Below are 15,093 nucleotides of genomic sequence, written 5' to 3'. Positions count from 1 at the left end.
GATAATTATGATTTTACATCAAGTAGTTCAACAATTAAAATATAGTAAATTACCTAATCTATTAGACAATAAATACTTTGATTTATATAAGTATATGAATCTTGGAAACTATGAAACTTTCAAAAATTCATTAAACGACAATAAAAGGAAAGTTAGCTAAAACTTATCATATAGCATTCTGATTACCATATGATAAAAATATTTATAGGAGGCGATATTCTTAGTTTAATTGTGATATTTAAATCTTTAATTTAATTTCCATACTAAAATTAAGAATTGCAAAATCAGAGGAGGAATTTTATTATGAGTAACCTATTACCAAATAATAACTTTTTTGATTTATCACCTTCAAAATTTTTTGAAAACTTTACGAGACCAATTTTTCCTAATTTTCCAAACACTGACATTAAAGAAACAGATTCAGAATATATTCTTGATATCGAGTTACCTGGTATTCAAAAAGAAAATATCAACTTGGATTATCAAGGGGAAACTTTATATTTAGAAGTTAAACAATCTAATGAAAACAATGAAACAGATCAAGAAGGCAATATTATTAGACAAGAAAGAAATGCATCATATATAAATCGAACTTACACATTGCCAAATGTAGACGAAAATAATATTAATGCAAAATATAATAACGGCGTATTACACTTAAATTTGAAAAAAGATGAGCAATATGTAAAACCTACTAAACGCATAGAGATTGAATAAAGAGATATCATTTAAAACTTTGTAGGATGACCTCTGTGACTACAATTCTATCTTTAGAATTGTAGTCTTTCTTTGTATATTGATTTTTATCAATCAAAGATGAAATATAATATACTGGTTAAACTGTATTAAAAACATACATAATCTACTTCTTAAATACTAGCAAAAAATTACCATCCAGTAGGTAGCTGGATGGCATCAACTATTAGCAGATTTAAAACTTAAAAAATATAATTTACTATAGAGATTCTATTAATTAAATACCCGCTTAAAATATTCATACACAAAAAAAAGACAGCCGAATTAACGACTGCCTAAAAATTAAGGAAGTTTCTATATTTCAAGAAACAATGCAATTATATCATATAAATAGAAAACAACCTAATTTAAAGAAATTAGATTATCTTGAAAAGGAAGTTTGTTAAACATAGATATCGCTCAATAGTTTTACACTCATATATAACAAAAATCTTAAATAAATTGTAGTTCGTATATTTCTTTATTTTCATAAGTATTAAAATTATCAATATGACCTTTTAATAATACTTCTTGTTTTTTTCTACTCACATTGTGATAATATGTTAGCCTAATATTCATATCTGATTCGTAACCATTATTTTGAATAGTGTCATCTAGTTCATCGAATACAGTTTTATTAATAGGCAACATATAACTTTCTTTACTAGGTAGCATATTAATGTATTTCTTTTGAATTACATTGTCTTTACCCAACATAACTTCAACAGTTATGTTTTTAGCAGCTCCTCCACCCAGATTATATAACTTTAAATAATCTTCGTGTTCCTCATTTTCAGAAGTAGTATTTCTTAAATTTAATTTTTTATTTCTGTCTTTTTCTAAAAGGATTTGATTAAATCCTAAAGCCGGGATAAAACTAATTTTCATTTGATAAAGTTGCACTGATACAGAAACAAAATAAAACAATGCCATAATAAAAGTACCTAATGATCCGATTGCTGAAATAATATTTATCATATTAAATCCCCTTTTCTTATTTTTGGGAGACAGAAGTAGGAATTCAATAATACTATTTCATATGTAAAATTGCAAAAACCACCCATAAGGGTGGCTGTGAAAAGTAAATTCTGGGTAATAGATTACCAAGGGGTAACCTATTAATAAATTATATCATATAAATAAAAAGACAGACACATAAGCGCCTGCCACATAAGATGATTCCTTAATATAGACGATTGATACGTCCATTATTATTATACACTTTTATTTAAAATTAACCAACATAAAAATGGCCACCTATAAAGGTAGCTAAAAGGTCATACGTTTAAGAGGTTAAACATTTAGAGTTGGTGCACAGCATACATGTGCAACACCTAAATTACCATAAAATAAAAAAACAGCCATCCAGTAGGTAGCTGGATGACATCAACTATTAGCAGAGTTGAATAAGTGAAAAATATAATTTTACTTTGGAATTTCTATTAGCTAAATACCCACTTAAAATATTAATAAACAAAAAAGACAGCTGAATTAACGACTGCCTTCTTAAAGGAAGTTTCTATATTTTCAAGAAACAATACAATTGTATCATATAAATAAAAAATGGCCACCTAAAAAGGTGGCTGTACTATATATTATATATTTATTTTATAACCGAATGGTTACTATCATAAATTTAGCATACAAATAAAACACGCGCAAGACAATTAAATATAATTTAATAGTAAAATTTGGAACCCTTTACAACATAACTTAATATGATACAAAAACCACCCCGAAGGGTGGCAATGGAATAAACTTTTTAGATAATAGGTTAACAAAGGGGCAACCTACAAATATATTTTAACACATAAATAAAAAGAGCAAACACGGGAAATGGTGTCTACTCTAAGCCTATAAGTGTTGTAACTGATATTATAATACATTAAAAAAGACATCTCGTAAAGAGATGCCTAGCGGTTTTGGCTTGAAAATAATACACCTTGAAAAAGAGTATGCTTAAAATTTAACACGCTAAAATATTAGAGGTCAATTACTTTTTCAAATTTCTATTTCTTTTCCTCTCGGCAATAATTTCATCGTGAAACTGCTCTCTTTGTGATGCTATATATTCTTTCATTCTATGTTTATTTGGTGTTAATGTTAGTCCTAAAAATTTACGTTCTTCATTCGCATCTTTATAAAAGCTAATCATCATACATAAAATAATCACAGAGAATGGTAAGGCGGTCATAATAGCCATATTTTGTAACGCACTTAAACCATCATTCCCACCTGAAAAAAGTAATACAAAAGCAATTAACGCTTGAGCTATGCCCCAGATAAATTTGATTGTCACTGATGGATTCAATGACCCAAATGTAGTTTGCATACCTAGAACAAATGTTGCTGAATCAGCTGACGTGATAAAAAATGTGACAATTAAGACTAATGTAATAATGGATAAAATAAAACCTAACGGAATTTGATCAAACACTCCAAATAACATTGTTTCAGAAGGCATATCAAATATTTTTGGATGACTTTTGGCTGTTTCAATTCCTAGCACTCCAAAAGCAGAAAACCAAACAATACTCACTAATACCGGAGCTAATAAAACACCTAAAACAAATTCTCTTATTGAACGGCCTTTAGATACACGTGCTATAAATATACCTACAAAAGGACTCCAACTAATCCACCATGCTAACTGAAAGAATGTCCATTGTGACATCCATTGATGTTTCTGCTCATTTAAAGGAGCGGTATCAAACATATTATATAAAAAAGTACCTAAATATTCTCCTGTTGAAGTAGTTAACATGTTTAAAATTAATACAGTAGGCCCAATAATCATTACAATTATAAGTATCATCCCTGCTAATCCGATATTTATATTACTAATATATTGCATTCCTTTATCTAGACCTGACCATGCGCTAGCAAGGAACAAAATTGTAACTATGATAATTACAATACCTTGTGTAGTAATATTATTAGGGATATCAAATAAATAACTGAGCCCTCCAGATATTTGTAAAGCTCCTAAACCTAATGAAACTGCTACACCACCTATAGTTGCAAATACAGCGATTACATCAACCAATGTACCTATTCCACCCTCTACTTTATCACCCAAAATAGGTCTTAAAGTTCTTGAAATGAGTCCAGGTTCTCCCTTTCTAAATTGAAAATAAGCTAAAGCAAGCGCAACTATACCGTAAACTCCCCATGCATGGAATCCCCATTGCATAAAAGCACCTCTCAATGCTTCGGTATAGGCGTGTGTGGTTTTAGGGTCACCTGTAGCTGGGCTAGCAAAATGACTGATTGGTTCTGCTGCACCATAGAAAACAAGTCCGATACCCATTCCTGCACTAAATAACATTGCAAACCATGAGATAGTATTAAATGCTGGCTTATCACTTGGTTTTCCTAATTTTAATTTTCCAATCGGGCTAAAAATTAAGAATATACAGAAGAATATCATTACTGCAGTTATAATCATATAATACCAACCAAAATGTTCAGTTATCCAATGTGTAACACTTGATCCAATACTATTAAATTGGTTCGGAAATATTGCGCCAAGTATTACTACAAGTGCAGTTATAATCATACTAAAAGTAAAAACTGAAGATAATTTTTTATTGTTAGTATTCAAATATTTTTGTTTCAAATTTATAACTCTCCTTTAAACTTACTGGTTTGAAACGACAAATTCTATAATACAGTAAATTCATTTTTAAAAAAACAGCTAAAGTTAGAAAAGGTATATGTTAATGATAAGTTATAAGAGGTTGAAAACATTTATAATATGCGTTTGAATACTATAATTGTGCCTTTCCAGGAAGTTTTGTAGAAGGAACTACGATTTCTTATTTGTTAAAAATTTAATTGTCAATAAATAAGTGAAATAAATTCTAAGAAATATATTATAGCACAAAAAAAAGCCGACTTAACGACTGCCTTTAACTTATGGAATACAATAACTAATCTGGCAAAAGAGTTATAGATGTAAGATACCCTTGTAATTATTTAATAAACACTTTTATGCCCACTAATATAAGTGAGCATAAAAGTGTTGATTTATTAGGATACGGGGCTCCTTCAAGAGCCTAAATTTAATTTATCAAAAGATTTATTTAATTTCAATATTAACATAAAAATAATCACCTAGTAACTAGTATAGGTGATTATTTAAGCTTATTCATTTTTTTAAATTATTGAGTAGCGACCTGAATAATTTTAAATAAATACCTATTGTCAGTTTGTAACTGCTTTTCAAGGATAATAGGTTATGGCGTAAATGTATTTTAACATAAAAAAAAGACACTTCTAAAGAGTTACGTTGAAATTGAAATAATTTCATAGAAGGTCGCACATGCAACATACGCATAATTTATATTATAATAAAAAGACACCCCGTAAAGAGGTGCCAATATAATTTTACTACCTTAAGGTAAATTGGAGTATACCCACTATTTACTTACCCCATGTATTTCCTTTTAATCTTATAAACTTTCTGTAATATAATCTTTAACTAAAGGTCCCCCACGCATCTCCTATTCTGCTACCATTTCCGTTTGAGTCACCGATTGGCATATAAACACGTGCACCACTGTCTACAGTCCATGCAATCCAAATATAACCATCAAAATCATATATTTCGTTATAATTTACGGATTGACCTGCATATAACATGCCTGCAATTCCCCAACCTGTCCATGGTCCATTATATCTTGTATAGATATTAGAATTTGCTGTAAATGTTCCCTTTTCAGGTTTCCACAAAATATTATGTTGATTTCTACGCCATTTATTACCGACTTTTTCACCTTTATCTTTGACTGGGTTTTTCTTTTGTTCATCAGTAGGTATTGTTACACCATCTGTAAAATTATCTGGTACACCAACATCTAAAGTTGGATTTTTATAATATTTAGTGATTTCTTTAATGAAGTAATCTTGCATCTCATGTTGTTTTGCTGTCGATGGCGCACCACTAATAATAGGGTCAAAATCCACATGCAATGCCATACTTCTATGTGGACATGCCGTCGCTACAAATTGATTGTGCAGCTTCACAGTTTTTCTATTAGGTTTTAAACCGTAATACAACATATCAATGGCTGCTTGTTTAAATATAGTTTGTTCGTTTTTCACAAAGTCTTTATTGTTAGCACTCATTGACTCACAAACTTCATAACCTAAATAATGACTATTGCCATAATTATCAGCCACATGCCACGCGATACGAAATGTATCAATAGCTCGCCACATTGTCTTTCTATCTCCATAATAATGTGCAACGCCTCCCTCATAACGAGCTACAGATGCATTACTTAAACGGTTATATTGCTCTTTTGCAGAAATACTATCAGCTGTATTGTGAATAACAACACCATCAATAGAACCAACACGTTCATTCATTGTATAATTAATAGAATGATTGATTGTTTCAATTTTTGTTGATTCTGTAGTAACGCCCTTTTCTGCGTCTTTATAAGGTGGACGAATGACACCTACAAAATCATCATATACATGATCTTGAATAAATGCTGCAGGACTTCCATTATTTGAAGCGTTATACCAATTTTGGTCAATACTATCAAATAAGTATTGATTCGCATTAGTAATCATGCCTGTATGTCCATAACTTCCATCATCTAATACAAAAACATCTCCTTTTTGTGGGATGAATTTTTTTGTGTTTTTAATGACTTGGAATCCTTCCGGATATTTATAATCAATAAAATCAACTGCATTACCCGTTGGGTGTACATCAAAATGTGCTTTTAAGAATTCTATGATAAACGTTGCGCATTGAGCCCCATTTGATTGTCCAGCTGTTAAACTTTTACCGATGTTTTTTACTGCCCAGTTAACGGCTTCTTGTTTTTTCATTTAAAAATACCTCCATAATAAAAAGCCGACCATTAAGTCGACTTAATTAGTTTTATTTTTTAGGTTGTTTTGCTTCAGCTCCTCCACCGAGTTTATTTGGATTTTTACCATTCTTATTCTTGAACGTTTCCCAAATACCTGTGGCCATAAGACCACTTATTAACCCTGCTAGTAATCTCCCAGCTACCGATAACTCACTTACAATTTCTGGAATGAATATCGTAATGCCACCAGTAACTAAACCAATGACCATTGATACTAATGGTATAAAGTTCTTAGGCACTTTTTTTGTTCGTTTGATAACTTCCGTTAGTGCTCCTGTAATAACTGCAATGACTGCAGCGAATGCGATAATTTGTTCCATTTATAATTCCTCCTAATTAATATAAAAAGCCGTCACTGCTCTGTGACGACCTTACTTTTTAGTTAATTGATTATTTTGATGTGTATAAAATCGGTCTTCGAATTTATCAAAACGACTATTCAAACTATCAATCTTTGAACTAACTTCTAAGATAACCTTTGTATCTTCACGTTGTTGTTTTTGTTCTTCTTTGATATCTTTTAATGAAGCATTATGATCTTCTACCTCTGATTCTATGCGTGTAATTCTATTTTCATTATCTTTCTTGTCTTTACTTACTTTAAGAAATAACCCCACAACTGTTACTATCATGGGTATAACTGTAAAGACAATCCAATAAGTTAGTTCGCTTTCATTCAACATTGAACCTCCCACTTTCTATAATAAAAGTCACAAGCTATTCAGCCTGTGACTCTGGATATTTCTCACCTGTAATTTCTTCATATTGTTCTTTATCTATAGCATCTAACTCCACATACGTTTGTATATCCTCATTTGTGTAACAATTGATGTCATAAAAGTATTTAATAGATTCAAATCCTGGATACATAATTTATTCTCCTTTCAATTTGGCAAGTTCAAGCATCGTGTTGGCTTGTTGTTCTTCTAACACTTGCATACGTTGTTCTTTTTTAGTTACTTCCTTTAATGTTTCTGCTTGTTCATTTTGGGTTTTTACTAATTGATTAGCTGTTTTAGTCACCTGCATTTGTGCTTGTGCTAACATGTATTCATTGTCAGAAGGAACACGTGGTTCTTCATTTTCATCAACTTTATTAGACTCCCATTCCTCTTTAGTCACACCTATCCATTCGTTACCATTAAAGAAAAACGGACTGTAAATACCTTCTGGCGGAGGTGTTTCAGTCCATGCTTCTTCGGGATATTGATATTCTCCATCTTCACCTTTATAGGCTAAATAGGGTATGCCATCATATAAAAATACTTGTTTGAACATTAACTTTCCTCCTATTCTATCCAACTAACCGTGCCATAAATGTATTTGTTGTTAGATTTCTCCCATTCAGGTTCATTCGCTATAAAAACTTTGACAGTTCCATCATTTTCAACAATAAGACTTGTTCCATTATGAATTAAAGGCGCTCTTATAAATCCAACTTGTGGACTCTTCGCAAAGTTAGAAGGCAATTGAGCAATGACTTGACTATGTTCAACATTATCTGCATTCACCCTGACAAATTTTTGTGTTACAGAACCGTTAGTAATCGCTCTATATGAACAACCATAACCATTTCTGTCCCCTCCATATCCGTATGCTGTATTCATACGCCCACCATTTATAATTTTGAAAGGCACCCAACCTGTATCGGATTGAGTTTGAGATATTTTTTGCCACTCAGACCATTCATTGTAGTAATTCCTAACTACTATTTTATTTTGGGAATACGGTTGATATACATGCTTAATCGGAGAATTCCCCTTTCTCGCATATACTATTAAAAAACCATCAGAACTCACATCGCTAGGCAAATCAGGCGTATTAGTTGTGTAGAAAAAACCTGTTTCTGTCATTTTGTTAAGCTTTTCAACGTTTGATTCTAAATTCATTATTTTTATAGTTCCGTCATCATTGGTTAATTCATACTTCTGCCAATCTAAATTATCAAATTGTTCATCCAACAACTCGTTAGTAATAAGATCATTATCTTCAACTGTTTGCTTAAATTCTGACATTTTATCATCTATATGCTCTGTAGCCTCACTTGATGTCGATTCTATCGTTTCAACTACTTTATTAACTTTCGAATCCACACTAGATTTTGTGTCTTTAGATAGCTTTTCAATCGTATTCACGGCATCATTTTTTATCGTATCTAAAGTTGATTTTGCTTCCTTAATATAGGACTGTATATCTTGCTTGCCATCACTCACAATTTGATTAAGTGTTTCGATACCTTTTTGTAATACGGATTTCATTTCAGCTACATAATCTTCACCGTTGGCTATTGCTTCTTCAATATCTAAAACACGTTGCTTAATTCTTGTCTTAAGTTGGTCAAACATGCGAATATATTCCATCTTAGTAAACGAAGAGATTTTATTGATAAGCGCATCTTTGACTTCAAAGCTAAATTCTCTAAATACGGCAACTTCATTGTATTCTGGTTTATTATCAACGTTATTCACGCCAATATAAACTTGACCCTTTACCTTAGTAGATGTACTCGCTTGCAGAAAGTCTTTATCTAAGGTAATGGTTACTAGACCTTTGTTTGAATCTTCGACTTCTAATTCGATTACATCCGATACACTACCATTGCTAGATTCAAAATAAGCATAAGCTGTTAAGTTATTTTTGTGAATTAACAAAGGACCTTTAGTATTGCTTAATTGAAAGCTTAATATTGCTGTATTTTCATCTAAATTATAAAAACCAACCCCTAAATCAGAGATTGGTTTTAAATAAGGTTCGGATTTTAATTTAAATAATGCCTTTTTATCTATACCATTCGTCACAATATCACTCCTTATTTTACTAATACGACAGCCACGCCGTAACCTTTTTCACTATCATAAGGTGTTGTTACTTCTAAAACTCTATAGAAACCGTTATTGTTATCTTTGGTTCCAATACCTTTGTTAGCTTTTATATAGTCGTTAGCAGATACTGTTGAATCAATACGCGTATAAACTTGTCCCATAAGTCCCACTACATTCCATTCAGGACGTTCAGAACGTGAATAATACTCGTTATCTGACTCTTTATAATCAGGGTTTGGAATTGGTACCTCTACTTCTTCTGTATAGGTTTCTCCATCATCATCTAGCCATTCTTTAGTAACCCATTCGGTTTGTGTTACACCGAATTCATCCTTTAAAAACTTCTCTTTATGATGAAACATTTGATCGCCTAATATGACGCCAGCAGTACCAGAGATAACGCCTAGTGGTATATCATTAGAGTTAGCTTTTCTAATATATCTGCCATCAAGTGTAACCATGTAGCCATTGAGTATTTCTTGTCCTGATTGTGATTCAAAATACTCTGCATAGTCACCGAAGTCTTGCCCAGAAGTGATTTTACCTTTAGTGTTGATGTTGCCACTAATACTTCGCATTTCAATGCTTACGTTTTCAGTTGATGGTTTATCTGTACCATAACCCATTACCCATGAATAATTTTTATTTGTCTTGACATTACGCGAGTTAAAGATGGTTTGCGTATGATTACTTTGAGAAGTTTCAGATTCAAGCGAATTGATGACTGCACTACGTGAACCGTAGGCTTTAGAATTCATCCCTACACCTGCAAGCCAACTTCTGTCACTGTAAGCATACGAATTACCTGTAGAAGCAATAACAGCTGAACGTTGTGCAATAGCTGCTGAACCTGTAGAACCTGCACTGAATCCACCTTTGACTACCGTCGGAACAACTTTGTAAGCTTTTTCTGTAATATATGCGGCATTTTTATAGTTATCAGCATTAACGCCAACGATTTCAGCGGTATTATTATATAGTTCTAAACCGTTTCCTGTGCCTTGACCTTGCAGGTTAGCGTTAATAATACGTAAATCATATATGCCGCCACCGCCTGCAATACCTCTATTTGCAGAAGAATTCCAAATGTTAATATTGCTTAAGGTTATTTTCTTACCTCTATTTGCGCCGCCAAAGACTTTAACATCACACGAAGCATTCTTAAATCCAGTCACATTAATACCATTTAGCATGACGTTTTCACTCATAAATTGAACAGCTATAACAGGTTGGTTTGAAACATATCTCCCATCACCGATTGCTGAAAAATTATTCACTTGTACATTTCTATATGCGGAAATAACTAATGCTCTTGGTGTTGTATTAGGATAAACTTTATTATCATAAGGCTCTAGAGCTGTACAATTGCTTAATAGTAAACTATGCGCTGTTTTAGATTTAGGGTCTCCTGCTCTATGATGTCCGATATGTCTTAAGTTGTAAGCACGTGAATCGTGAATACTCATGTGATTACTAATTAAAATGTTATTAGGAGCTGATGTAGGAGCATGGGCTTTAACCTCTATACCGCCATAGTTCATTTCAGTAATGTTATTATCTAACATGATGTGTTGTGAACCGTCATCAATTTCAATACCGTTATTATTACCGCCACCTGTAGCATGATGACAATAGTTGTTAGTAATAACTAAGTATCTTGAATGGTGAGTCGTAATACCATCATCACCAAAGCCACTCGCTTCACAGTTATCAATATGAATGTATCTACTTTCTAAATCTTCATTTACTCTTACACCATCACCTTCATAGAAATAAGTATCACTAGCGTAAGTAACATCAATACCATGTAGTAAGGCATCAACTGATTTTATGTTACTCGCAAAAGCATGTTTAACACCTGCAAATCTCACATTAGAAGAACGTGAGCCACCTGCAGCTTTGAATTTTTTATCTTGTCTCCATTTATTGCCGTTAACTGTAAAATCTTTAATTCCAATGTTTTTTGCGTCACCAGTCATATCTTCGTTAGTAATTACGATATTTTCGGCGGGTGTTTCATCTGCAAATTTAATTGTCGTGATATCTTTACCTTCGCCAGACAAAACAGTGTTATTAGGTAATTTAATTCCTGTTACTTTATAAATCCCTGCAGTCATATGAACATGTACATTGCCACCATTTACAGCCTCTTTAAATGCTTGAGTTGAGTCTTGTTCTCCTGTAGGGTCTGCCCCGTAATCATTGACGTTTACAATACGTTCTATCTTTTTATTAAGGTAATTAAAGTTTTCTTCCATCTTGTTTTTAATGATTTCAAAATCATATTTTAAACGCTTAGATAATAGATTTTGATTAGTACCATCTAAAGCCGTTCTACTATCCTTAACTTCTTCTATCCCATCACCGTTATGACCTACAAGTAATGTTTCAATACGTCCGTCTTGATAGCGTAGTTCGTTATGAACATTGGTTGATTTATAATCAATTTGTTTTGCATTATGTGCGTGTTTATCAGTGGTTTGATGGTCTTTAATAATATCTATGACTTGACCATAAAAATATTGCACATCTTTAAAGTTTTCAATGACCATTTGTCTAAACTTTTGACCTAGATCAATTGGAAAATTAATTTTTAATTTCATTTTCTTTAATTTCATCTTTTCACCCTTCCTATTCTAACCATGTGAATTCCTGATACACCCAATTCGTTTTGTTTTGGTCATCTGGATGTACGAAAGCCATAACCTTGCCATTTTTTAAGCATTCAATTGTAATTGGGTGACGATAGCCATTTTGTCTTGCGATAAAGGATTGATTATCCGTGACAAAGCCTGTAGGTAGTTGTGCAATCTGCATAGATCCCCCTGTTATTTCTGACACATTCAACCTGATTGAACGCACCACAAAATGTTTGCCGATAAGGTCGTTACCAGCTCTTACTTCACGAATGGCACATTTAAACCCTGAGCTAACAGCTTTATTTTTCATGTCTGGTGGTACTTGATATTCAATCCAACCTGTATCACCTATCACGTCCGATAATCTCTTATTAAGTAGTTTCAAAGCTTTATCTTGCTCTTGAATCAAATTTTTAAGTTCTGCTATCTTATGGTCGAGTTCTGTTAAATCAGTATCTATGCTATCTTTATCTATCCCTTGAACTCCGCTTATATGCGTTGCGGCATAATAAGGTTCGCCATTTTCATCTAATGGGTATTTAATTTCGGTTGGTTCATTCATCGATTAACACGCTCCCTATTGAATCTGAAGCTAATTGAGGCATAGAAAAAGACGAATCAACATTTGACCCGCCTATGCCTTGCTTATTAAATTTTCTAATAGCCTTGGTTGTTTGTTGCTGCATTTTCAAAATATCCTTAGGTGAATTACTAAAATCGACTTCTACTGGTTCATCAAGTAGTGGATGTGACACAGTAATTTTCACGACTTTTAAATCTAAATTAAAACCTAATGGTTGATGAATAAAACGTATCTTATTATTTTCTTTAATATCATCGTTTGTAATGTATTGTTTGTCTTCTACACTGCCGAGATAGTTCGTAGAAACTTCAACCGTTGGTTGATCGTTAAGTTCTTCTTTAAGCCTTTCACGTAATTCATCTTTATTTGTGATATTATCATCAAATATGGTAGGTGCTTCTGCAATGTCGCCACCATCATAATTAGGTGATGTGTAATCGGCATACGTATGATAAGCGTCTTTACCTTTAAGTTTAGCTGTTAAATTTAATACAGTGGATTTCTCAGTACCGACATACATACATGGCTCAGATTTTTTGTAATCAATACCCTTTTTCGCACCTCTAAATATGGCTTTAAATGTGTGTTTGCCTGTCGCTAGATTTTGCGCAATTACAATTTTTTCACTTTTTGCGTTTTTACTATAACACTCATAAGTATCAACCATTTCACCATCTAAATAAACATCAAGCATACCGCCTTTAGACATTTTCTTTAATGTCCATTCAAGCGTTTCATTACCATGTTTACACTCGAATGTTTTCGTATAACTTGCGCCTACTTTTTCTGTACGCCAAGTACCTTCTTTAATAAAGCTACCTGAGTAATTTAAGTCTTTAGGTTTAATAGGGTTATAATTTTGTGTTTCTTTTTTAGTCTTTTTCTTACCGTAGCCTTGAATATAATTAAATATATCCGTGGTCGTCGTTGTTACTGTGGCTTCACTTGAATTGTATAAGTAGATTAAAGGAATATCGGACATTTCATAAAAGGTTGCTTCATCATAAATATAATATTTTTTATTATCAGCAAAATAAATATAGTTAAATAAATCTGCACCTTCTGATACATGTTCAACACCATTTTTATCGCCTAAATCATCGACAGGTACACGTTTTTGAAATTGACCTCTAATTTCATACTCAAAACCCAATTTATTGTCTTTAAAACCAAAATCAAGATATTGTTCTAAAGTCATGGTCGGTGTACTATCGTCTTCATCTTCATCACTACTTTCACTTTCGACATCCATATCTTTTTGAATATAGTGTTTTTGAATATAGTGTTTTTGAAATTCCATAAAAATATGTTTAGCTACAACTTCATTCGTAAGTTTAAGGCCATCGTATTTTATAGATGTTGATTTAATGACGTATAATTGCCCTTGCCACTCTATAAAAGCTTCATTAACTAAATGATCAAATATATCTGCGTTATTAGACGTTTTATATAAAGTGAAACTAATCGAACGCTCATTATTCTTTTCATATTCATATTTAAAAGAACCGAAATCAAAATCTGTGATTATCTCCGCAAACGTGCCTTTTTTATTTTTTAAAACTAATGCATCCAAGTTATTCACCTACTTAAATATAAACGGGAATATCCATTGAGTTGTTGTTTTACCAATATTCTCGCCTGTAATTTCAATATCATTAAAACCTTCTTTAAGTGTTAACCACTGTCGATTTGTATCAATGCCTACACGTTGGTTATCAAGTATTGGGTGTACACCTTTTAATATAAGTTGTTGGTTTTGCTTAATCCCTTTTTTATATTGAAATGTATTACCTGTTGTATGATTAATAATTTTAAAGCCTTTAGGTGCATCAATATTAATCAATAAATTAAATTTATGTCTTAATAAAGGATTGATTGTATCTGAAGAACCATTGTAAATCCGAAAGCTTGTGGTATCGTGTTTATATTTAATTTCATCATCTGCCAATAAATCGACACCGAATTGCCAATTACCATTTGATAAACTGTACTCATCTGTTTCTTTGACCGTTTCGGCATAGCCATCTCGACAACTAAAAGTCATATCGAACTTAATAGCCGAGAAATCTAAATAATCAGGATTCACATCTGGGTTATTTGCACAATATTTCAATCCTGGATTGTCTGATGTAATAATGTAATAGGGTTGTCGTCTAAAAAACAGTTGTCTTAATTTTAATTCTGCTAAATTACGGTCATTTTCATCAATACCATCAAAACCGCAACTTACTTCTAAATTAAAAGGTGCGAACGTGGCTACTGTTGGTAGCTCGCCGTCCACACCTTGAAATGCGTTACTTTCATTATTTTCATTTGGATATGAAGCTTTAGCTTCTAAGAAAATGAAATTAGATAAGATATCGTTGATATCATAAGTGCCTTCTTGGGTTATGATTTTCATCCATTTGCCGTCTATCATATAA

14 protein-coding genes are annotated in these 15,093 nt (G+C 32.2%); 2 read left to right on the top strand and 12 right to left on the bottom strand.

The features are described 5' to 3' along the window. Window positions 1-7: 7 nt before the first annotated feature. A complete protein-coding gene (locus ACF91D_RS12295) occupies window positions 8-160 on the top strand; it encodes a hypothetical protein (protein ID WP_158262929.1) in 153 nt (50 codons plus the stop codon). 143 nt (window positions 161-303) lie between these two features. Continuing rightward, window positions 304-717, top strand: coding sequence for an Hsp20/alpha crystallin family protein (locus ACF91D_RS12290; RefSeq protein ID WP_107552586.1), 414 nt, complete (start codon window positions 304-306; stop codon window positions 715-717). 471 nt (window positions 718-1,188) lie between these two features. Here ACF91D_RS12290 and ACF91D_RS12285 read toward each other — a convergent pair whose 3' ends face one another. From ACF91D_RS12285 to ACF91D_RS12230, 12 genes are all read right to left on the bottom strand, one after another. After that, window positions 1,189-1,713 (bottom strand): hypothetical protein, encoded by a 525-nt coding sequence (locus ACF91D_RS12285; RefSeq protein WP_107552588.1) that lies wholly within the window; start codon window positions 1,711-1,713, stop codon window positions 1,189-1,191. A 1,015-nt stretch (window positions 1,714-2,728) separates the two neighbouring features. Then, entirely contained in the window at window positions 2,729-4,294 is a 1,566-nt protein-coding gene (locus tag ACF91D_RS12280; protein ID WP_107551256.1) for a BCCT family transporter, read from the bottom strand. Between the two features lie 920 nt (window positions 4,295-5,214). Continuing rightward, a complete protein-coding gene (locus tag ACF91D_RS12275; RefSeq protein ID WP_107551257.1) occupies window positions 5,215-6,582 on the bottom strand; it encodes an SH3 domain-containing protein in 1,368 nt (455 codons plus the stop codon). A 52-nt stretch (window positions 6,583-6,634) separates the two neighbouring features. After that, window positions 6,635-6,946 carry a holin gene (locus tag ACF91D_RS12270; protein ID WP_107551258.1) on the bottom strand — a complete coding sequence of 104 codons (312 nt, stop codon included), beginning with the start codon at window positions 6,944-6,946 and terminating at the stop codon, window positions 6,635-6,637. A 51-nt stretch (window positions 6,947-6,997) separates the two neighbouring features. After that, on the bottom strand, window positions 6,998-7,306 hold the full coding sequence (locus tag ACF91D_RS12265) for a DUF7365 family protein (protein WP_142382777.1): 309 nt from the start codon (window positions 7,304-7,306) through the stop codon (window positions 6,998-7,000). Window positions 7,307-7,343: 37 nt separating this feature from the next. Continuing rightward, window positions 7,344-7,496, bottom strand: coding sequence for an XkdX family protein (locus ACF91D_RS12260; RefSeq protein WP_107551259.1), 153 nt, complete (start codon window positions 7,494-7,496; stop codon window positions 7,344-7,346). A 3-nt stretch (window positions 7,497-7,499) separates the two neighbouring features. Further along, window positions 7,500-7,904 carry a hypothetical protein gene (locus ACF91D_RS12255; RefSeq protein WP_107551260.1) on the bottom strand — a complete coding sequence of 135 codons (405 nt, stop codon included), beginning with the start codon at window positions 7,902-7,904 and terminating at the stop codon, window positions 7,500-7,502. An 11-nt stretch (window positions 7,905-7,915) separates the two neighbouring features. Beyond that, entirely contained in the window at window positions 7,916-9,424 is a 1,509-nt protein-coding gene (locus ACF91D_RS12250; RefSeq protein WP_158262912.1) for a BppU family phage baseplate upper protein, read from the bottom strand. Between the two features lie 11 nt (window positions 9,425-9,435). Then, a complete protein-coding gene (locus tag ACF91D_RS12245) occupies window positions 9,436-12,066 on the bottom strand; it encodes a peptidase G2 autoproteolytic cleavage domain-containing protein (protein WP_327620769.1) in 2,631 nt (876 codons plus the stop codon). A 13-nt stretch (window positions 12,067-12,079) separates the two neighbouring features. Continuing rightward, window positions 12,080-12,649, bottom strand: coding sequence for a hypothetical protein (locus ACF91D_RS12240; RefSeq protein ID WP_107551263.1), 570 nt, complete (start codon window positions 12,647-12,649; stop codon window positions 12,080-12,082). Beyond that, window positions 12,642-14,243 carry a phage tail protein gene (locus tag ACF91D_RS12235; RefSeq protein ID WP_107551264.1) on the bottom strand — a complete coding sequence of 534 codons (1,602 nt, stop codon included), beginning with the start codon at window positions 14,241-14,243 and terminating at the stop codon, window positions 12,642-12,644. The genes ACF91D_RS12240 and ACF91D_RS12235 overlap by 8 nt, the downstream gene beginning before the upstream one ends. Window positions 14,244-14,252: 9 nt before the next feature. After that, window positions 14,253-15,089 carry a phage tail domain-containing protein gene (locus ACF91D_RS12230; RefSeq protein WP_119585005.1) on the bottom strand — a complete coding sequence of 279 codons (837 nt, stop codon included), beginning with the start codon at window positions 15,087-15,089 and terminating at the stop codon, window positions 14,253-14,255. Between the last annotated feature and the right edge of the window lie 4 nt (window positions 15,090-15,093).

It is taken from the genome of Staphylococcus sp. 231237_7MaSpsaltlick (assembly GCF_043107035.1).
The sequence above is the reverse complement of the archived record's forward strand: the minus strand, read 5'-3'. Positions and strand labels throughout refer to the sequence as shown.

Bases quoted from the DNA above. Each gene is read 5' to 3' on its own strand.
- ACF91D_RS12295 (WP_158262929.1), top strand. From the start codon at position 8: ATGATTTTACATCAAGTAGTTCAACAATTAAAATATAGTAAATTACCT.
- ACF91D_RS12290 (WP_107552586.1), top strand. From the start codon at position 304: ATGAGTAACCTATTACCAAATAATAACTTTTTTGATTTATCACCTTCA.
- ACF91D_RS12285 (WP_107552588.1), bottom strand. From the start codon at position 1,713: ATGATAAATATTATTTCAGCAATCGGATCATTAGGTACTTTTATTATG.
- ACF91D_RS12280 (WP_107551256.1), bottom strand. From the start codon at position 4,294: ATGATTATAACTGCACTTGTAGTAATACTTGGCGCAATATTTCCGAAC.
- ACF91D_RS12275 (WP_107551257.1), bottom strand. From the start codon at position 6,582: ATGAAAAAACAAGAAGCCGTTAACTGGGCAGTAAAAAACATCGGTAAA.
- ACF91D_RS12270 (WP_107551258.1), bottom strand. From the start codon at position 6,946: ATGGAACAAATTATCGCATTCGCTGCAGTCATTGCAGTTATTACAGGA.
- ACF91D_RS12260 (WP_107551259.1), bottom strand. From the start codon at position 7,496: ATGTATCCAGGATTTGAATCTATTAAATACTTTTATGACATCAATTGT.
- ACF91D_RS12255 (WP_107551260.1), bottom strand. From the start codon at position 7,904: ATGTTCAAACAAGTATTTTTATATGATGGCATACCCTATTTAGCCTAT.
- ACF91D_RS12245 (WP_327620769.1), bottom strand. From the start codon at position 12,066: ATGAAATTAAAGAAAATGAAATTAAAAATTAATTTTCCAATTGATCTA.
- ACF91D_RS12240 (WP_107551263.1), bottom strand. From the start codon at position 12,649: ATGAATGAACCAACCGAAATTAAATACCCATTAGATGAAAATGGCGAA.
- ACF91D_RS12230 (WP_119585005.1), bottom strand. From the start codon at position 15,089: ATGATAGACGGCAAATGGATGAAAATCATAACCCAAGAAGGCACTTAT.